Genomic DNA, 18,544 nt, shown 5'->3' with positions numbered 1-18,544 from the left:
TCACTTGCTCCGTTCGATCGACGTGGCGCCCGCGAACCTGCCCAGCACGGCGGGCAGCCCGGTCAGGGAGGTGATCACCGCGTCCGGCTCGGACAGTTGGCCGCCGGTCGGCGCCGGCGGTGCCTCGCCACGGAGTGTCCACACCGAACGCATACCGCAGTTCTGCGCCGGGCGGACGTCGGTGTCGAGCCGGTTGCCGACGTAAAGGGCACGGGAGGCGGGGACGCCCGCCAGGTTCAGGGCGTGGTCGAAAATGGCTCGATCGGGCTTCTCCACCCCGACCTGTTCGGCCAGCGCGATGACGGTGAAGACCTCGTCGAGACCGTCGCGGCGCAGCGCGTCGAGGACGCTCGCGCCGGAGTTCGCCACGATGCCGAGGCGGTATCGCTGTCCGAGCGCGGAAAGGGTGGGTTTGACGTCCGGGTACAGCGCCGTCTCCGGGTAGTGCCAGTTTCGTTTGATCGCGGCCACGAGGTCCGTGCGACGGCCGTCGACGAACGCCTCGGCGATGGCGGTGCGCAGCGACCCCTCGTTGCGTTCGCGGGCCGAGTCGTAGACCGACCAGAACCGCTCGTCGGTGACCTCGGGGTTGAGTTCGCGGACGGCGGCTCGGAGCGCCTGGGCGAAGCAGTCGTCGTCGTAGAGGGTGCCGCCGACGTCGAAGAGGATCAGGTCGATCTCGTCGTCCCCCGCCGCGGTGCGCAGCGACACCGGGTGCCCGAGCAGGCTGCCCCCCGCGAGCGAGGCCAGTGACCCGATAGGACGGTCGCCACCGCCGCCACGGCCTTCCGAACCGGCCGGCAGTTTCAGCATGAGCGCGATGATCCCGCTGAGCACATAGAGGCCGGCGAAGATCCACATCACCCCGGCCACGCCGAGCGGGCCGAGGAAGATGCCCACGATGGCCGGGCCGACGAAGGTGCTCGCACCCGCGCCGAGGTTCAGCGCGGACATCGCCTGGCCCTTGTGGTGCGGGGCGAGGGAGGGCATCAGCGCCGACAGCGGGACGAACCCGGCCAGCGTGGCGCCGTAGAAAGCGGCCACGAGGAGCGACAGGAGGTAGACGTCACCCACCGCCTCCGGCACGTAGTACAGCAGCAGGGTGGTCAGCGCGGAGCCGAAACCGCCGAACCACGCGACGGTCTGCCGCCATCCCACCTTGTCGCCGACGATGCCGAAGATCAGGTTGAAGACGATGTTCGTGGTGAACATGACCGTCAGGAGCCGGAGCCATTCCTCGAGGGTGAACCCGACCGTTTCGGTGAAGTAGACCGGAAGGAAGACGAGGAACCCGAACTGAGGCGCGGTATTGATGACCCGGACGAGCGCGCCGCCCGCGATCTTCGGCTGACGCCACAGAATCGTGATACTTCCCAGCAAGGTGACGAACGGACGTTCGCCGGACGGGGCGAGCCGTCGTCCGCCGTGTACCTCGCGGACCAACAGGAGGGCGAGAAGTCCGCCCACTGCGACGAGTCCGAGGGAGAACCACAGAGTGGGGTACTGCCCGATCGCCGGGATGAGGACGCTGGCGAGCAGCGAGCCCAGCGTGGGCAGACCGGCGGTGAAGCAGAACCAGAACCAGCCGACGGCCGTGCCCAGCCGCCGTTGTGGTGTCGCGGCGGCGATCCACACCAAGAAGCCATAGGCGAACAACGGATACCCGAGGCCGCGGACCGCGTAGCTGACAAGGATGAGGCCGTAGCTCTGGCTCGGCAGGGCAATGGCGAGGAAGAGAATCTGGAAGACGACCCAGATGGACAGTCCGAGCCACATGACGCGCCGCGGGCCCCACAGGTCCGACAGCGCGCCCGAGAACCACGCCGCGACACTCGCGGTGAGGCCGTAAACGGTGAAAACCAACGCGACACTGCCACCGGAGAAGCCGTGTGCGAGAAGGTACGGCGACAGGTAGCCGGCCTCGACGCCGTCGCCGATCATGAAAATGAGCAAACCGGCGAAACCCCATGCGAGGGAGCGTGGCATCCCGAGTCGATCCGCCCAGGATGGGCGTGAGATCACCTCGTCCGAGCTGCCGGTCAGAGTCTGCGCTGACACTGGTCGATCCTCCTCCTGGAGAGCACCCGCCGGGCACTTGACGTCTCGGGCAGGTGTGAGATTTGCCTAGTAGGAGACCTCCGAGCCGCGCTGGTCGCAAGCGTTCTGGTGAAGTTCTCGTGAGAAGAAGGGTGATATCTTGTTAAGTTGATCGTGTACCCCTGTTTTGTCGGATGGGTCTAATACAGGGATATTGCGTCAGTTGGGCCGCGACGGGTAAACGTTCCCGTCGCTCGACCACGTGATGTCAATGTTAAAAACACAGGAGGAGACCGATGGCTCGACGACGCGCGACAGGCCAGCGCGAACGGCAGCTGCGCATCCGCGAACTCGTCGGCGCCACCGGCTCCGTGCGAACCGAGGACATCGCCGAGCAGTTCGGCGTCAGCGTGATGACCGTGCACCGGGACCTCGACGCCCTGCAGGCGCAGGGATGGCTGCGCAAGGTCCGGGGCGGGGCCACCGCGATCCAATCGGCCGCTTTCCATGGGGACCTCGGCCAGCGGATGTCCGCGATGGCGGAGGTCAAGAAGAAACTGGCGCACGCGGCGCTCGAAATGATCGGTTCCCGCCAGACCATCATGATCGACGACAGCACCACCTGCCTGCACCTGGCGCAGCGGCTGACCGAACGCGCCCCGATCACCGTCATCACGAATTTCCTCCCGGTCGTGCAGCTCCTTGCCGAAGAGACGCACGTGACCCTCGTGGCGCTGGGAGGCACGTATTTCCGGAGCTATAAGGCATTCCTTGGCCTGAACACGGCCGAAGCCGTCGCGCAGTACAGGGCCGACGCGCTCTTCATGTCGACGACGGCCATCACGCGCGGACGTTGTTATCACCAGTCGCAGGAGACAGTGGGCGTGAAACGCGCGATGATGGCCGCCGCGAGCCGCCGGATCCTGCTGGTCGATCACACGAAGTTCACCCGAGACGGGGTGTACAGCCTCGCGCCGGTCGCCGACTTCGACCATGTGCTGGTGGATTCGGGTACCCCGGAGATCGAATTGCGGCGAATAAGGGAGTCGGGTGTCAGGTTGACCGTGGTCTGATCCGTGACGGATGGGCCCGAGGCGATGCCGTCGGGCCTCTCCCGCCCCGGCCGGGGAGTGCGCCACGTTCCCGGAAGGCCGGGTCGGCTGCCTTGGCGGCGTGCCCGCCCAGGACGTGCACCGTCCTGAGTGGACTTGGGTCGCGCTCCGTGTGAAGACCCGGTCGTCGCCGAAACCGCCACCAGGCCGGCATGACGTGCCCGCCGTGGCCGCTGCCGCCAAGTCCGGATTGAGTGGATCGACCTGATTTGCGCGGAGTACGCCCGGCTCGTCGCGCCTCGGCCTGGTCGCCCGGGCGATCCTTCAAAGCCGACTTGATTCTCACGTTCAGCACGAACAGTGAATATACGTATGCAGCTAGAGATGACCTGGCGTTTGCCTATTGCGTCGTCCGTCACAGCCACCTAGTGTATGCGTATGCACTTGAGCTTCCAGGACAAGGCGCGGATCGCCGGAGCCTTCACCGTTGTCAAGGAGCCCGCGGGGCCGGACGTGCCCGCCGAGCGGGATCCGGAGGTCGCCGCGAAGGTTTCGCGGATGCTTTCCGACATCGAGCGGCACGGGCTCGACGCCGTACTCAAGTACGCGGCGGAGTTGGACGGCTTCACGGGATCCTCCCTCGAGGTGACGGCCGCCGAGATCGACCGGGCGGCGGCGGATCTGCCCGCCGGGTTGCGTTCGGCGCTGGACGCGGGGGCCGAACGGACCCGCCGCTTCGCCGAGATGCAGCGCGAGCGGCTGGTCGACTTCGAAGACGAGGTCATCCCCGGGGTGGTGTGCGGGCAGAAGTACGTGCCGGTGACCAACGTGGGCGCTTATCTGCCCGCCGGCCGGTTCCCGTTGCTGGCGGGGGCGTTCATGACCGTCGGGGTCGCCCGGGTGGCGGGCGTTCCCAATGTCGTGACCTGCACCCCGCCTTCGCGCGAGGGGCGGGCGCATCCCGCGGTCCTCTACGCGGCGCATGTCTCCGGCGCGGAGAAGATCTACAGCGTCGGCGGCGTGCAGGCGCTCGCTTCGATGGCCTTCGGATTGCTCGACGGCGAGCCGTCGGACATGATCGTCGGCGCGGGCAACGCCTACGTCGCCGAAGCCAAGCGCCAGCTCTACGGTCGCGTCGGTATCGATGTGCTGGCCGGGCCGTCGGAGGTCGCCGTCATCGCCGACGACACCGCCGACGCCGCGATGGTCGCGGCCGATCTGCTCGGGCAGGCCGAGCATGGCCCCACCTCGCCGGCCTGCTTGGTCACCACTTCGGAACGGCTCGCCCACGAGGTCCCGGTCGAGATAGACCGTCAGCTCGCCACACTGGCGACCCGGTCGGTCGCCGGTCCGGCCTGGTACGACCACGGTTCGGTGTATCTCGCGGAGGACCGCGAGACCGCGGTGGAGATCATGGACATCCTCGCGCCGGAACACCTCGAAGTACTCGCTGAAGACCTCGACTGGTACCTCGGGGCCTTGCACAACTACGGGTCGCTGTTCCTCGGTACCTGGTCTACCGTCGCCTACGCGGACAAGGGCATCTCGGGTACCAACCACGTGCTGCCGACCGCCCGTGGCGCTCGTTTCACGGCGGGCTTGTCGGTGGGCGGGTTCCTCAAGGCGCTCACCTACCAGCGCGCCACCCGGGCGGCGACCCGTGCGCAGGCCGATCCGGTGGTGACCATTTCGGACTACGAAGGGCTCGTCGCGCACCGCGACAGCGCGCAGATCAGGTTGGACCGCCTCGGGGCGACCGGGGAACGGACTTCGGTGGAAACCACGACGACGGGAGTTGTCCATGTCCAGGATTAGCAAGCGCTGGGCGGTCCCCATCGCACTCGGCGTGGCGGCGGCCCTCACCGCCGCGGGCTGCGGCGCCGGATCGCGTACCGGTGCCGAAACGGCGACCCAGGTCGCGTGTGACTTCACGAAACCCGCGCAGCCGGTCGACGTGGACGTGCTGGCCTACAACTCGTCCGCGATCGACCCCTTCACCAACACGATGGTGAAGTCGTGCTCGAAGGACGGCGTCACGATCAAGCACGAGCCGATCGACTTCGCCGGTCAGGTGCAGAAGACCACCGCGACCCTGGCCGGTCAGACGGGCACCTACGACCTACTCGAGACCTATGGTTTCGTCGTCCCGCAGTACGCCGCCAAGGGCAAGCTCCGGCCGCTCGACGAATACTTCGCGAAGTACTCCGGCGAGTACGGGCTTGGCGAACTCAACGCGGAGATGCGCCAGGCGATGACCTACGACGGCAAGCTCTACGCGGTGCCGATGCAGGCGCAGATGTTCGTTTTCGTCTACCGCAAGGACGTCTTCGAGAAGCTGGGCCTGAAACCGCCGACGACGTTCGAAGAGATGCGGCAGACCGCGAAGAAGATCCAGGATTCGGGTGAGGTCAAGCATCCGCTCGCGCTGCCGCTGCTGGCCAGCGCCGACATCGTCACCGCGTACGACGCGGCACTCGGCTCCCTGGGCCAGAACCTGACGGACCCGGAGAACCGGACGGCCAATGTGGACTCTCCGAAGTCGTTGAAGGCGTTGGAAGAGCTCATGTCGCTCAAGCCGTTCATGGATCCCGAGGTGACCACTTTCGACCAGCCCGCCGTGCAGCAGCAGTTGTACAACGGCAGCGCGGCGATGGCGATGATGTTCTCCGGCCGGATGAACGACCTCGTCCAGCCGTCCAACTCGCGCTTCCACGACAAGTTCGCCTTCGCCCCGCCGCCGGTGGTCGACGGCGGCAACGTCCGCTACAACGCGCTGTCGGTCGATGGCTGGTCCATCCCGCAGAACACGACCGTGGACCCGGAGCTGCTGTTCGAACTGATCGCCGCGTCGGTCAGCAAGGACGCCTCGAAGGCGGCGATCCCGGCGGCGTACCCGGCCCGTCAGGGAATGGTGACCGACACGAGCAGCCCGTACGCGGCCGCGGCCACCGAGTCGATCAAATCCGCGCCGCCCGCGGAACCCTTCCCGTGGACCGCCGAGATCAGCAACCAGATCACCCCCGTGGTGGCCAGCGTGTTCATCGGCAAGGTGACGCCCGCCGAGGGCACCAAGCAGATGCGGGAAATCGCCGACCGGATCCTGAACCAGTATCGATGAACACTCTCGTCCGGGGCGGCCCGCGGGACGCCCCGGACGAAGACCGAAACGGGTGTCGACATGCGTAGACGCGAGTTCGCAGCCCTCGTGTGGCCCAGCCTCCTGGTGATGTTCGGCCTGCTGATGCTGCCCCTGTACCGAACGGCCGAGTGGAGCCTCGAGCAGGTCGACTACGGCGAAGCCGGGACGTTCGTGGGCTTGGACAACTATGAGCAGGCCCTCTCCGACCCGCGATTCGGCCAGGCGGTGCTGTTCACCGTCGGGCTGACCGTGGCCGTGACGGCCGCGCTCCTGGTGTTCGGCTACATCCTGGCGGTCCTGGTGAACAGACTCGCCCGGACGCGCCCTCTCGTACTGGGGGTGCTCCTGGTGTCGTACGTCGTGCCCCAGGTGATCGGCGCGTCGATGTTCTCCTGGCTATTCGACGAGAACTTCGGCGGCGTGGTCAACCACCTGCTGAGCAGTGTGACCGGACAGGAGATCCACTGGTTCACCGAGGCGTGGCCGAACCGCGTGATGGTCGGGCTCGCGGTCGTGTGGCAGATGCTGCCGTTCGCGATGCTGGTGATCCTGGCGGGCCTGCAGGGCGTGCCGCAGGAGATCATCGAGGCCGCGAAGATCGACGGCGCCTCCACCCTCCGGCGGCACCTGCACGTCATCATCCCGAGTATCAAGGGCGTGCTGGGCTTCGTCGTGGTGATCGGCGTGATGGACGTGCTGCGCGTGTTCGACCAGTTGATCCCGCTGTCACCACAGGCGCCGCAGATCGGCAACGAGTCGATCATGCTCTACATCTTCAACGTCGCCTTCCGTGACGGCGGGCAGCAACTCGGCGTCGGCAGCGCGGTCAACGTCCTGATGATCGTCATCATCCTGCTCATGTTGTCCCCGTTCATCCGGGACATGGCGCGAGAGGCGCGAAAGTCATGACCAGTACCTTGAGCACGCCCGATTCGCTGCTGGACAAGGCTGCCCTCCGCCCACCGAAGAAGCCGCTGCCCCGGCGTTTTTCGTGGCGTCGCGTGTTCATCGGAGTGGCTCTGGTCATCGTGTGCTGGATGATGCTCAGCCCGGTGCTGTGGACGGCGATGTCGGTGACCAAGCCGACCGACGTGGCGTTCCTGAACCCGCCGGTGTTCACCTTCGTCCCGTCGTTCGACGCGTTCGTGGATCTCTGGCAGACCACGAACTTCTACAAATATCTCGGCAATACCCTCGTCGTCGCGGTGCTCAGCACGACGCTGGCGCTGGTGATCGGGCTTCCCGCGGCGTACGCCCTGTCCCGGTTCCCCGGGTGGGTTTCGGTCGTCCTGCTCATCGTCGCCCTCGTCTTCCGCGCGCTGCCCCGGTTCGCCGTCGTGCTGCCGATGTACGACGTGTCGCGGGCCTTGGGCATCTACGACACGACCTTGGCCATGTCGCTCGCGCTGGTCGCGATCAACCAGCCCTTCAGTATCTGGCTGCTGCGGAACTTCTTCGCCGAAATCCCCAAGGAGGTCGACGAGGCCGCGATGATCGACGGGTGCACGCGGTTCCAGGTGCTGCGGCGGATCATGGTCCCGATGATGCGTCCCGGCATCATCACGGCGGGCCTGTTCATCTTCCTTTTCGCCTTCCAGGAGTACCTGACGGCCGCCATCCTGACCGATGTGGACGCCCGCACCGTGCCGGTGTTCATCACCACCCAGCTCGGTCAGACACTGCCGATGCTGCAACAGGCAGGTGCCGCGGCGGTCATCCTGACACTGCCGGTGATCGCCTTCGCCTTCATCGCGCAACGCCACCTCGTCGCCGGCCTGAACGCCGGATCGGTGAAGGGGTGAGTGACCGGATGGCGGATCCCCTGGTGCTGCTGCCGGGCATGAACTGCTCGGAGCGGCTCTGGGGATCCGTCACCGGCCGTTTGCGAAGCGGTGGTGTCGACGTGCTGCTGCCGCGTCCGCTCGAGGGCGTGACCGTCGACGACTGTGTCGATTCCCTGCTGGGCACCCTGCCCCCGCGATTCGCGCTCGCCGGCCTCAGCCTCGGCGGCATCGTCGCCATGGCGTTGGTGCGCCGGGCGCCCGAACGGGTCAGCGGGCTGTGCCTGATGTCGACGAACTCGAGGGCCCCCACGGACGAGCAGCGAACGGCGTGGTCCGGGCAGCGGCGAGCGCTCATCGAAGGGACGACCGCCCGGGATCTGCAGGAGCGGTTGCTGCCGGTGCTGGTGGCGCCGGAGAACCGGAGCACGGAACTCGACGAGGTCGTTCTGTGCATGGCGGACGAGGTCGGCGACGGCGTGCTGGATCGGCAGCTGGCCATGCAGGCCACTCGCGTCGACGAGCGGCCCGGTCTGGCGCGGGTGAAGGTGCCGACGTTGATCCTGGGGCCGGAGAAGGACGCGCTGTGCCCACTGGACCGGCATGTCGAGATGCGGGAACTGATCAGGGGTTCCCGGCTGGAAGTGATCCGGGGCTCGGGGCATCTGGCTCCGTTGGAAGCCCCGGACGCGGTCGCCGCGGCACTGGCGGGCTGGCTCCCCGCTTCGGCGCCGTGAGGGCCTCCTTTCCTACCCTCACGGTAGGGAAGGAGGCCCTCACGGACCTCGCCTACGTCTGACCTGCGGGTTGGCGGGTGGGTCGTGAGGTGATGTCACCACCAGGCCGATGGACGTCACGCGAGTTCCGCTTCCAATCACGCGAGTCACGCCTAAGGCCACACGATGACCAAGGGGATCTCAGAGCGCGAGCCCCGAGTAGTGGGTAAGCAAATGCGGTGCCCCCCAGGAGGCCTTCACGGAGGTGGATCAGATGTCACGGAGCCGTCGTAGCAGCGTGACGAGGCACTGGGTGAGGTTGTAAACGACCAGTTGTGCGCCGTCGTCCACGGCATCCGGTTCGGACACCAGGTCCATCCGGAAGACGCCGGCCTCCCGGCCCGCCACCCGGATCAGGTCGAGAGCTTCGGGCACGGAGGGGTCACCGGACGCCGAGGCCGCGGCCAGGTCCGCCGTGCCGACCAGGTAGGCGTCGATGCCGTCGGTCTCCAGAATGGCGCGGGCGGATCGGGTCGCGGCCGGGGATTCCAGCATGGCGACGGCCAAGGTGGACTCCAGGGCGTGGCGCCGATGTTCCCGGGCGTCCACCGTGCCGAACCGGCCCGCCCGCGGATAGGTGGCGAACCCGCGGTCGCCCTGGGGCGGATAGTGCACGGCCCGGACGAACGCGGCGGCGTCCTCGGCGGTGTCGACATGCGGCGCCACCACGCCTTGCGCGCCCTGATCGAGGGCGCGCAAGGCGAGGGCGGTTTCGCCCGTGCCGATCCGGACCAGTACTCCCATGCCGTGGACGTCCGCGGCGGTGATGTGGTGGCGCAGCGCCACCACATCGGCCGGTCCGTGTTCGCAGTCGATGAGCACGAAGTCGAAACCGGTCACCCCGAGCATCTCCACGAGATCCTCGGCAGGCATCCGCACCAGGGCGCCGACGAGCCGCTCACCGTCACGCAGCCGGGCTTTGAGCGAGCGCATCACGCGACCATCCCCGCGGAAAGGTCCACATCGGACCCGGTCAATCCCGGCATGGCGAGCATCGCCAGCGCGGCGCGCCCGACTTCGGCCTCGGTGACCATCCGGCCGAGCGCGGCCCGGCCGACGAAAGCCGCCTTGGCCTCGTCGTAGGTGGTACCGCCGCGCTCTGCCTCCAGCCGGAAGTTGCGGTCCATCCGGGCGCCGTCGACCGGCCCGGGAGACAGCGTGTTGACGCGCACGTCGTAGGGCCCCACCTCCGTGGCGAGCGTGGAAGTGAGCCCGATGACGGCCATTTTCGAGGCGCAGTAAGGGGTGCGGCGGGTGAGCGGCCGTTTCCCGGAGACGGAGGCGACGTTGATGACATCACCCGACCGGCGTTCGGTCATCCCCGGCAGGAAGGCCCGGCACAGCAGATAGACGCCGCGCACGTTGACCGCGAACACCTCGTCCCAGTCTTCCGGGGCGATCTCGGTGAGGGGCGCGACGGGGCCCGCCACGCCGGCGTTGTTCACCAGGATCGACACCGTTTCGTCGCGGACCCGCTCGGCGAGCGAGCCGACGCTGTCCGGGTCCGCGACGTCGACCTGTTCCACCCGCCCCGGCGTCGCCAGGCGCGCCGCCGTGCGTTCCAGGGCTTCGAGGTCGCGACCGGTGAGGATCACGCGCGCGCCGGCACCGGCGAGTTCGAGCGCGATCGCCGCGCCGAGGCCGCTGCCGCCGCCGGTGATCAGTGCCGTGCGCCCGTTGAGGTCGATCATGCCGGCGCTTCCTGTCCGACGACGTCGTCGATCCAGCCGAACCGGTCGCCGCCGTGCCGCCAGGCTCGTACGTCGCCCGACCGGGCGTGGCCCTCGAACAGTTCGACACGGGATGCCCTGCCGCAGACCCGGCCGAGTTCCGCGCTGCTCTCGAGGTTGTCGATCTCTTGGTAGGTCGCGGTCTTGAGGTACTTGCCGACCCACAGGCCGCCGGTGTAGCGGGCGGCGCCCAGGGTGGGCAGCACGTGATTGGTGCCGATGACCTTGTCGCCGTAGCTGACGCAGGTGTTCTCGCCGAGGAAGAGGGCTCCGTAGTTGCGCATCTTCTCCAGCGCCTGCCGCGGTTCGGCGGTGAAGACCTGGACGTGCTCGGCGGCGAAGGAGTCGGCGACCCGCCATGCCTCGTCGAGGTCCTCGCACACGATGATCTGGCCGTGGTCACGCCAGGCGGGCTCCGCGTAGTCCTTTGTGGACATACCGGGCAGGATCAGGTCGATCAGGCGCGCGACCTCCTCGCCGAGCGGACGGCTGGTGGTGACCAGGATCGCGGGGGAGTCGGCGCCGTGCTCGGCCTGCGAAAGCAGGTCCACGGCGGTGACGAACGGGTCGGCGGTCTCGTCGGCGACCACGAGGATCTCGGTCGGTCCGGCGAAGAGGTCGATGCCGACCTCGCCGAACAGTTGCCGCTTCGCCTCGGCGACATAGGCGTTGCCCGGGCCCGCGATGAGGTTGACCGGGGCGATGGTGGCGGTGCCCACGGCCATGGCCGCGACCGCCTGCACCCCGCCGAGCAGGTGGATCTCGTCCGCGCCCGCCATGCTCATCGCCGCGACGGTGGCCGCCGGGATCTCGCCGCGGATCGGCGGGGTGCAGGCCACGACGCGGCCGACGCCCGCCGTCTTGGCGGTGACGATGGTCATGTGCGCGGAAGCGGTCAGCGGGTACTTGCCGCCCGGGACATAGGCGCCCACGGCGTCGATCGGCACATGCCGGTGTCCCAGCCGGACACCGGGCAGCGTCTCCACCTCGACATCCCGCAGGGAATCCCGCTGCACCTTGGCGAAATCGCGGACCTGCTCCTGCACGAAGGCGATGTCCTCGACCACCTGCTTCGGCAGCGAGTCGATCAGTTCGCGGATCTGGTCGCCGGAGAGGCGGAAGCTCTCCGGCTCCCAGCCGTCGAAGCGCGCCGAGTACTCCCGGACGGCGTCGTCGCCACGCTTCCGGATGTCGTCGATGATCGCGGCGACCCGGTCGGCGACGTCGCGCTGACCGCTGTCGGCGAAGGATTTCGAAGTGGCTCGCTTCAAATAGCGTGGCATGTGGACTCCCGAGTTGGGCATACGTATGCTCATATTGAAAGCGGAGAACCGCGGAAACGTCAAGGCTGTCTCGGCATCGAGGTGGCCGGGGTGCCGGTCACGGTGCGGATATGCTGCGGAACGCCCGTGGCACGAGGGTGAGGAGGGGGCGATGGTCACCAGTCACGACGTGGCGAAGCTTGCGGGGGTGTCCCAGCCGACGGTGTCGCGGGCGATGCGGGACGACCCGCGGTTGTCCGAGGCGACGAAGGTGCGGGTCCGCAAAGCGGCCGCGGATCTCGGCTACGCGCCCAGCGCGATCGGCAGGGCCCTGTCGACGGGGCGCTCCACCAGTATCGGGCTGGTGCTCACCGATCTGAGCAACCAGTTCTATCCGTACATCATCGCGCCGATGCACGCCGAACTGGAGAAACTGGGCTACCAGCTGGTCCTGATCACGGAGTCCTCGGAATCGGCCCCGGTGACCGATCATGTCGTCGCGAACGGCCTGTGCGGGGTTGTTCTCGCCACCACGACGGTGGAATCCGTGCTGCCGGTCCGGCTCGACGACCGTGGCGTTTCGTTCGTCTACTTCAATCGCGTCGCGCAGTCCGTGGCCGCCGACGCGGTGACGGTCGACCCCGTCCCCGGCGTACGCGAGATGGTCGACGCCGTGGCCGGATACGGGCACGAGCGGATCGGCGCCATCTTCGGCCCGCTGAACACGAGCACCGGTGAGGAGCGCGAGAACGCGGTCCGCGATCTGCTCCACGAACGCGGGCTTTCGCTGAGCTCGCGCGATGTGCTGCACGGACCGTTCGACTTCGACACCGGGCACGCGGGCGCCCGCCGCCTCCTCGGCCAGAAGAAGCCGCCGACGGTGATCCTGTGCGGTAACGACGTCGTGGCGCTCGGCGTCCTCAACGCCGCGGCCGAGCTGGGGGTCCGGGTCCCGGAGCAGCTCTCTGTCGTCGGTTTCGACGACCTTCCGTCCTCGGCGTGGGCGCTGGTGCAGCTGTCGACCGTGGCCTACGACCTCGGCGAGATGTCCCGTGAGGCCGCGCGGCTCATCGTGGCGCGCGTCGAGGGACGCCAGAAGGAGCGGATGACCACGGTGTTCCCCACCCGGTACGTCCCGCGCGCCACGCTCGGTCCCGCGCCGCGCTGATCCCGGCGGTACAAGGCGATTGAGTCTTGCACCCGATTGTGCATACGCATACACTCACTTTTGTCGGCGAGCGACGCTGGTGACGCCGGCGGCGAATCGGTCGTCAGACCACAACGAAAACGAGCATGGAGGCGAGATGTCGCTGGACCCGGTTGCCTACAAGCCCTACGCCGACCCCGATGACTTCATCCGTGAGGTCACCGACCTCATCTGGGTCAACCGGGACATCTCGTTCATCGTCGACAACTACGAACCGGACTCGATCGTCCACACCTCGCTGGGCACCCTCACGGGCCGCGACGGGGTCATCGAGGGATCCCTCATGCGCATCGCGGACACGCCGACGCGCGTCGGGCAGGCCGAGGACGTCGTCTGGGAGGCGCGGGGGAGCGACGCGTTCCTTTCGTCGCACCTCGTGTTCTCGGCCGACCGTGAAGTCGTGGACGGCAAACAGATCCAGCTCCGCAGCCGCACCGTCGCGAACTGCCTGTACCGCCGGGGCCGCATGGTCGAGGAATGGGTCGTGCGGGACAACCTCGCGGGCTGTCTGCAGCGGGGCCTCGATCCGGACGAGGTCGCTCGGGACATGGAGTTCCTCGGTTTCACCGGCTCGATGACCCAGCCTGCCCGGCCGGACGTGCTCGTGGACGGCGACAGTGGGCCGCGGCCCGACCTCTTCCGTCCGGAGTGCGAGATGGTGCTCCAGTTCATCGACGAGGTCTGGAACCAGCGCCGGCTCAACCGGGTGCACGACTTCATGATCCGGGACCTGTTCCTGCACACCGTCGGTGACCAGACCTTCGTCCGCCCGGACGGCTACCAGCGTGAACTGCTGCGTCTGCTCTCGGCGTTCCCGGGCGGCCGGTTCGAGGTCCGCGACATCCAGGCCCACCACGCCGAGCGTTACGCCGGTCTCCGGATCGCCGTGATGTGGAAGCTGAACGGCGTCTACAACGGTTCCGCGCTCTTCGGCCCGGTCACGAACAAGCCCGTCGAGATTCTCGGCGTCTCCCAGTTCCTTGTCCAAAAAGGACGGATCGTGCGCGAGGTCCGCGTCTACGACGAGATCTCGCTGCGCGCACAGATCAACAGCACCCGGGACGACCAAGCCGAAATGGTCCCCAATATCTACTGACGCCACGCGTCGAAGGAGCAAGAATGGACAACGTCACCGTTTCGCGCGAAGAGATCGAGCGCCGTACGATCCTCCGCCGCGACTGGGTGCCCTGCAAGGCCGCGTTCATCGACTGCCGGACACCGGGCTCGGACAAGAAGGACAACTACTCCTTCATCGGCGCCGGTGTCTCCCAGAACGCGGACCAGTTCATCAATCTGCAGGAACGGCACGGCTTCAACCTCGGCGCGGCCGGGATGCCGAACGGCGTGGTGAACAGCCTGCACCTGCATTTCACCGCCGAGGTGTTCATCAACTTCGACGGCGACTACCGGCTGCGCTGGGGCGCCGACGGCGAACAGGGTGAGTACCTGTCCACCGACGGCGACGTGATTTCGGTGCCGACGTGGATCTTCCGCGGCTTCACCAACGAAGGCTCCGACGAGGGCGTGCTGCTCACCGTCCTCGGCCGGGACGACACCGGCGGCATCATCTGGGGCCCTCAGGTTCTCGAAGACGCGGCAGGCCACGGTCTGTACCTCACCGCGGACAACCGGCTGATCGACACGGTCGCGGGAGACGAGGTGCCTTCCGGCGCGGCACTGATCAAGCCGATGTCCGAGGAGGAGATCGCCAGGCTCGACGTCTTCACGGTGGAACAGTTCCGCGGCCGGGTGGTCCAGGAGGGGGACCGGCGCTGGATCGAGCGTCCGTTCCTCTGCTCGGATCTGCCGGGCGGCGGCGCGCACCTCGCCCTCGTCATCGGTTACGGCCTGAGCGAAGACCGGCGGGCCGTGCCCGCGGTGCACGAGCCGCATGGTTTCAGCCTGGCCTGGCTGCGTGCCGAGCCGGGGGAGGGTGTGCTGGCCCACCGTCACGACCGCACGCAGGTGGTCACCGCGAAGGCGGGCCGGTGGCAGGTGAAGGTCAACTCGGGCGACGAGGAACAGGTCGTCGAGCTGGGGCATCTCGACTCGTTCTCCATCCCGGTGGGCGCCTGGCGCTCGTTCACGTTGCTGGACGGCGAGGGGGGCCGGGCGGCGGACGCCGGCACCGGCGAACTGCTCGTGGTGACCGGTGGCGACGGCCGGGTCGAACTCGACTGGGCCGAAGACGTGGTGCGTCACGCCCGCAAGGCCGGCTGGGCACTCGACGCCAACGGTTACCGCGCGCCCTCCGCGGTGCTCGGTATGGCGGCCGAGGACGACTGAGCCGATGACGGTCACCGTTGCCGCGTGCCAGACGTTCGCCGACGTCGACCGGCCCGACCCCGGGCATGTCGAGCGCGCTGTCCGGATGGCCGTCGGCCGGGGCGCGCGGCTGGTGGTGGTGCCGGAACTGGCGGTGAGCGGGTCGTGTTTCGCCGACGCACAGGAGGCTCGTGCGGCGGCTGAACCGGCGGACGGCGTCACCGTCGGCCGGTGGTGGGCACTCTCGGCTGAGCTGGGATGCGTGCTGGTCGGCGGTTATCCGGAACTGGGCGCGGACGGGGCCGTGTACAACTCGGCGGTCCTGATCGACGCCGGCCGGGCGTACCACCACTACCGCAAGGTCCACTTGTGGGGCAAGGAAAAGGAGCTGTTCACCCCCGGCTCCGCCCCACCGGTGGTCGCCGACACCTCGGTGGGCCGGGTCGCGGTGATGATCTGCTACGACCTCGAAATCCCCGAATGGGTCAGGACAGCCGCCTTGGCCGGGGCCGACCTGATCGCCGCCCCGTGCAACTGGCCGTTGCTGTCGCGGCCCGCGGGCGAACGGCCGATCGAACTGATCAAAGCCCAGGCCGCGGCCGCGGTCAACAAGATCCCGATCGTCGTCGCCGACCGGTGCGGCGTCGAACGGGGCACGGACTGGATCCGTGGCAGCGCGGTCATCGACCAGTCCGGTTACCTCTTGACGAGACCGGGATTCGCGGACGACGACGGTGGTTCCATGGTGCTGACCGCCGACGTCGATCCGGCTTCCGCGAGGGACAAAGTGCTCGGTGAGTACAACGACGCGTTCGCCGACCGGCGGCCCGGCCTCTACACCGCGCTGCTGAAAACCGGTGCCGACGAAGGGAATGAGTGAGCAGAAAGCCGGCCCCTTCGCCCGGGGTGTGGGTGCGTTCGGTGAGGCGGCGGAACGGTTCGAAGAGACCAGGGGCGAAAAGGGAGGGAATCACCGCGCCGGAGCTGGAGATGCGAAGCGAGGGCGTTGTCGAGCAGGTTGCGGACCAGATGGCGCACCAGGACGGGATCACCGCCGACGGTGACCGGCCGCGGGGAGAGGTGGAGGCTGATCTCCTTCTCTCGGAACCGGTCGCCGCCACTCTCGTCATCGGTACCCACGCCGGCCTCTATCCCGCCGTCCGAGCCGCCCGTATTTCCCCGACCTTCGCCCTCCACGCCGCATAGACAGCGGGAAATCCGGTGTACCGCGGAGTCGCCCGGTGGTTCTCCGATTGCGTATTCCACCCACGGTTTCCGGCATTGTTTCCGCTCCGCACGGTGAGCGAGGGTGATTTCAGCGCGGGGGCTTCCCGCGTTCCCCCTCCACGAAATCCTGCATCAGGAGGACTGCCTTGCGTGCGAAAAGAACGCTGCTCGCCGTACTGGGTGTGCTGGCATTGTCGACAGGGACCGCCGTGCCCATCGCCGCCGCGTCACCGGACCAGCATTCCGCCCCGTCCGGTTACATCGTGGTGCTGAACGACCATTCCGCCGACCCGTCGGTGCTCGCGTCCGGTCTGGTGGACCGGCACGGTGGCCACATCGGACACGTCTACCGGCACGCGATCACCGGTTTCTCGGCGACGCTGCCGCCCGCCGCGGCGGAGGCCTTGCGGCGCGACCCGCGCGTCCGGTCGGTCGAGGCCGACTCCGTGGTCAGCGTCGCCGAGCAGACCGTTCCGACCGGGTTGGATCGCAGCAACGCCACGGCCAACCCGAACCTGAAGATCAACGGCGACGACGACTACTCCGTCGACGCCGACGTGGCGGTCATCGACACGGGCGCCGACGCCCAGCACCCGGATCTCAACGTGGTGTCCCGGACCAACTGCCTCAACAGCGCCTCGTGCACGGACAACGCGGGAACCGACGACCACGGCCACGGAACGCATGTGTCCGGAACGATCGGTGCTCGCGACAACGGGGTCGGCGTCGTGGGTGTGGCGCCAGGGGCCCGGATCTGGGCGGTGAAAGTCCTCGACAAGGGGGGCAGCGGCCAATTGTCCGGGGTCGTCTCCGGCGTCGACTGGGTCGCCGCGCACGCCGACGAGATCGAGGTCGCCAATATGAGCCTCGGTTGCGAGAACTGCGAAAACGACGCCCTGAAGGCGGCGATCTCGAACGCGGTCGCCAAGGGCGTGGTCTTCGCGGTGGCGGCGGGCAACAACCACAAGGACGCCAGGACGTTCTCGCCTGCCAACCACCCGGACGTGGTCACCGTCTCGGCGATCGCGGACTTCGACGGCAAGCCGGGGGGCCGGGCCGGTTCGACCTGCCGGGCCGACCAGGACGACACGCTCGCGGACTTCAGCAATTTCGGGCCCACCGTTGAGATCGCCGCGCCCGGCACATGCATCCTGTCCACGTTCCCGGGCGGGCAGTACAAGGTCTTCAGCGGTACGTCGATGGCAGCTCCGCATGTCGCGGGGGCCGCGGCCCTGCTGACGGCCAACGGCAATCGCGCCACCGGCCGGGACGGGGCGCTGGCCGTGCGGCAACGGCTGGTCGACACGGCGAACACGAACTGGACCGACGACTCGGGTGACAACGTGAAGGAGCCGCTGCTGGATGTCGGCTCGACCCAGGACTACCCGGCGAGCGCACCGGATCCGGGCAGGCCGACGGCGGCGTTCACGGCGAGCTGTTCCACAGCCGACACCGCGTGCTCCTTCGACGCGGGCGCGTCGAAGGACACCGATGGCAGCATCGCCGGCTACGCGTGGGAATTCGGGGACGGAGGTACGGCCACCGGCAAGACGACGTCGCATGTCTACCCGAAGGCGGGCTACTACAGCGTGCGGTTGACGGTGACCGACAACGTGGGCAAGACCAACAGCACCCGCCGTCTCGTGAAGGCGGGCGACCTGCCGCCCACCGCCGCGTTCACCGGCCGCTGTACGAGCGGCGTGTGCACGTTCGACGGTAGCGCCTCCACCGACGAGGAAGGCGCGGTCACCGGCTACGCCTGGAACTTCGGTGACGGAACGAACGCCGGTGGCAAGGTCGTCTCGCACACGTACCCGAATGTCGCGAAGACCTACACGGTCACCCTGACCGTCTCCGACGGCAAGCGGCAGACAGGGAGCACCAGCCGGAACGTCAGGTGCCACAAACACATCGACGAACCGCTCTGCTTCGCCTCGTCCTAGGAACGTGACGGCGTGCGGCCGGGGCGAGCAACGCCGGCCCGGCCAGACGCCAACCGGCCGGCTGGGAAGGAGGGGGCGCCCCCCGTGTTTTCCGGAGGATTTTCGGAGGGGGGCCCGCGGACGGG

16 protein-coding genes are annotated in these 18,544 nt (G+C 68.0%); 12 read left to right on the top strand and 4 right to left on the bottom strand.

The features are described from left to right. Positions 1–1,986, bottom strand: a complete 1,986-nt coding sequence (locus ACFWIW_RS26690; RefSeq protein ID WP_378370971.1) for an RbtT/DalT/CsbX family MFS transporter — start codon at positions 1,984–1,986, stop codon at positions 1–3. A 347-nt stretch (positions 1,987–2,333) separates the two neighbouring features. Here ACFWIW_RS26690 and ACFWIW_RS26685 point away from each other — a divergent pair, with 347 nt between their 5' ends. The 6 genes from ACFWIW_RS26685 to ACFWIW_RS26660 all read left to right on the top strand — a co-directional run bounded on the left by ACFWIW_RS26685 (position 2,334) and on the right by ACFWIW_RS26660 (position 8,746). Further along, positions 2,334–3,110 carry a DeoR/GlpR family DNA-binding transcription regulator gene (locus ACFWIW_RS26685; RefSeq protein ID WP_378370970.1) on the top strand — a complete coding sequence of 259 codons (777 nt, stop codon included), beginning with the start codon at positions 2,334–2,336 and terminating at the stop codon, positions 3,108–3,110. 417 nt (positions 3,111–3,527) lie between these two features. Continuing rightward, positions 3,528–4,904, top strand: coding sequence for a histidinol dehydrogenase (gene hisD, locus ACFWIW_RS26680; RefSeq protein WP_378370969.1), 1,377 nt, complete (start codon positions 3,528–3,530; stop codon positions 4,902–4,904). Continuing rightward, positions 4,891–6,207, top strand: a complete 1,317-nt coding sequence (locus ACFWIW_RS26675) for an ABC transporter substrate-binding protein (protein WP_378370968.1) — start codon at positions 4,891–4,893, stop codon at positions 6,205–6,207. Before hisD (ACFWIW_RS26680) ends, ACFWIW_RS26675 begins: the two co-directional genes overlap by 14 nt. Before the next feature lie 60 nt (positions 6,208–6,267). Beyond that, positions 6,268–7,137: a carbohydrate ABC transporter permease gene (locus ACFWIW_RS26670; protein WP_378370967.1), complete on the top strand. Its 870-nt coding sequence runs from the start codon at positions 6,268–6,270 to the stop codon at positions 7,135–7,137. After that, positions 7,134–8,030: a carbohydrate ABC transporter permease gene (locus ACFWIW_RS26665; RefSeq protein ID WP_378370966.1), complete on the top strand. Its 897-nt coding sequence runs from the start codon at positions 7,134–7,136 to the stop codon at positions 8,028–8,030. The genes ACFWIW_RS26670 and ACFWIW_RS26665 overlap by 4 nt, the downstream gene beginning before the upstream one ends. 8 nt (positions 8,031–8,038) lie before the next feature. Further along, the gene (locus ACFWIW_RS26660; protein ID WP_378370965.1) at positions 8,039–8,746 is read left to right on the top strand and encodes an alpha/beta fold hydrolase; all 708 of its coding nucleotides are present in this window, start codon (positions 8,039–8,041) and stop codon (positions 8,744–8,746) included. Positions 8,747–8,995: 249 nt separating this feature from the next. Here the strand turns inward: ACFWIW_RS26660 and ACFWIW_RS26655 are convergent, their stop codons facing one another. From ACFWIW_RS26655 to hisD (ACFWIW_RS26645), 3 genes are read right to left on the bottom strand one after another with little or no spacing between them, the layout of a single operon-like run. Further along, complete coding sequence (locus ACFWIW_RS26655; protein WP_378370964.1) at positions 8,996–9,718, bottom strand: HpcH/HpaI aldolase/citrate lyase family protein; 723 nt, start codon at positions 9,716–9,718, stop codon at positions 8,996–8,998. Next, the gene (locus ACFWIW_RS26650; RefSeq protein WP_378370963.1) at positions 9,718–10,476 is read right to left on the bottom strand and encodes an SDR family NAD(P)-dependent oxidoreductase; all 759 of its coding nucleotides are present in this window, start codon (positions 10,474–10,476) and stop codon (positions 9,718–9,720) included. The genes ACFWIW_RS26655 and ACFWIW_RS26650 overlap by 1 nt, the downstream gene beginning before the upstream one ends. Continuing rightward, complete coding sequence (gene hisD / locus ACFWIW_RS26645) at positions 10,473–11,798, bottom strand: histidinol dehydrogenase (RefSeq protein ID WP_378370962.1); 1,326 nt, start codon at positions 11,796–11,798, stop codon at positions 10,473–10,475. The genes ACFWIW_RS26650 and hisD (ACFWIW_RS26645) overlap by 4 nt, the downstream gene beginning before the upstream one ends. Positions 11,799–11,949: 151 nt before the next feature. Here hisD (ACFWIW_RS26645) and ACFWIW_RS26640 point away from each other — a divergent pair, with 151 nt between their 5' ends. The 6 genes from ACFWIW_RS26640 to ACFWIW_RS26615 all read left to right on the top strand — a co-directional run bounded on the left by ACFWIW_RS26640 (position 11,950) and on the right by ACFWIW_RS26615 (position 18,419). Continuing rightward, positions 11,950–12,945 (top strand): LacI family DNA-binding transcriptional regulator, encoded by a 996-nt coding sequence (locus ACFWIW_RS26640; RefSeq protein ID WP_378370961.1) that lies wholly within the window; start codon positions 11,950–11,952, stop codon positions 12,943–12,945. A 136-nt stretch (positions 12,946–13,081) separates the two neighbouring features. Continuing rightward, positions 13,082–14,080: an ester cyclase gene (locus ACFWIW_RS26635; RefSeq protein ID WP_378370960.1), complete on the top strand. Its 999-nt coding sequence runs from the start codon at positions 13,082–13,084 to the stop codon at positions 14,078–14,080. A 23-nt stretch (positions 14,081–14,103) separates the two neighbouring features. Further along, the gene (locus tag ACFWIW_RS26630) at positions 14,104–15,270 is read left to right on the top strand and encodes a hypothetical protein (protein WP_378370959.1); all 1,167 of its coding nucleotides are present in this window, start codon (positions 14,104–14,106) and stop codon (positions 15,268–15,270) included. Between the two features lie 4 nt (positions 15,271–15,274). Beyond that, a complete protein-coding gene (locus ACFWIW_RS26625; RefSeq protein WP_378370958.1) occupies positions 15,275–16,129 on the top strand; it encodes a nitrilase-related carbon-nitrogen hydrolase in 855 nt (284 codons plus the stop codon). 110 nt (positions 16,130–16,239) lie between these two features. Further along, positions 16,240–16,455, top strand: coding sequence for a hypothetical protein (locus ACFWIW_RS26620; RefSeq protein ID WP_378370957.1), 216 nt, complete (start codon positions 16,240–16,242; stop codon positions 16,453–16,455). Between the two features lie 167 nt (positions 16,456–16,622). After that, entirely contained in the window at positions 16,623–18,419 is a 1,797-nt protein-coding gene (locus ACFWIW_RS26615; protein WP_378370956.1) for a S8 family serine peptidase, read from the top strand. Positions 18,420–18,544: the final 125 nt, after the last annotated feature.

The organism is Amycolatopsis sp. NPDC058340, assembly GCF_042723975.1.
In the GTDB taxonomy this organism is placed as follows: Bacteria; Actinomycetota; Actinomycetes; order Mycobacteriales; family Pseudonocardiaceae; genus Amycolatopsis.
Note: the sequence above shows the minus strand (reverse complement) of the source record. Positions and strands in the feature narration are given on the sequence as shown.

Bases quoted from the DNA above. Each gene is read 5' to 3' on its own strand.
- ACFWIW_RS26690 (WP_378370971.1), bottom strand. From the start codon at position 1,986: ATGCCACGCTCCCTCGCATGGGGTTTCGCCGGTTTGCTCATTTTCATG.
- ACFWIW_RS26685 (WP_378370970.1), top strand. From the start codon at position 2,334: ATGGCTCGACGACGCGCGACAGGCCAGCGCGAACGGCAGCTGCGCATC.
- hisD (WP_378370969.1), top strand. From the start codon at position 3,528: ATGCACTTGAGCTTCCAGGACAAGGCGCGGATCGCCGGAGCCTTCACC.
- ACFWIW_RS26675 (WP_378370968.1), top strand. From the start codon at position 4,891: ATGTCCAGGATTAGCAAGCGCTGGGCGGTCCCCATCGCACTCGGCGTG.
- ACFWIW_RS26670 (WP_378370967.1), top strand. From the start codon at position 6,268: ATGCGTAGACGCGAGTTCGCAGCCCTCGTGTGGCCCAGCCTCCTGGTG.
- ACFWIW_RS26665 (WP_378370966.1), top strand. From the start codon at position 7,134: ATGACCAGTACCTTGAGCACGCCCGATTCGCTGCTGGACAAGGCTGCC.
- ACFWIW_RS26660 (WP_378370965.1), top strand. From the start codon at position 8,039: ATGGCGGATCCCCTGGTGCTGCTGCCGGGCATGAACTGCTCGGAGCGG.
- ACFWIW_RS26655 (WP_378370964.1), bottom strand. From the start codon at position 9,718: ATGCGCTCGCTCAAAGCCCGGCTGCGTGACGGTGAGCGGCTCGTCGGC.
- ACFWIW_RS26650 (WP_378370963.1), bottom strand. From the start codon at position 10,476: ATGATCGACCTCAACGGGCGCACGGCACTGATCACCGGCGGCGGCAGC.
- hisD (WP_378370962.1), bottom strand. From the start codon at position 11,798: ATGCCACGCTATTTGAAGCGAGCCACTTCGAAATCCTTCGCCGACAGC.
- ACFWIW_RS26640 (WP_378370961.1), top strand. From the start codon at position 11,950: ATGGTCACCAGTCACGACGTGGCGAAGCTTGCGGGGGTGTCCCAGCCG.
- ACFWIW_RS26635 (WP_378370960.1), top strand. From the start codon at position 13,082: ATGTCGCTGGACCCGGTTGCCTACAAGCCCTACGCCGACCCCGATGAC.
- ACFWIW_RS26630 (WP_378370959.1), top strand. From the start codon at position 14,104: ATGGACAACGTCACCGTTTCGCGCGAAGAGATCGAGCGCCGTACGATC.
- ACFWIW_RS26625 (WP_378370958.1), top strand. From the start codon at position 15,275: ATGACGGTCACCGTTGCCGCGTGCCAGACGTTCGCCGACGTCGACCGG.
- ACFWIW_RS26620 (WP_378370957.1), top strand. From the start codon at position 16,240: ATGCGAAGCGAGGGCGTTGTCGAGCAGGTTGCGGACCAGATGGCGCAC.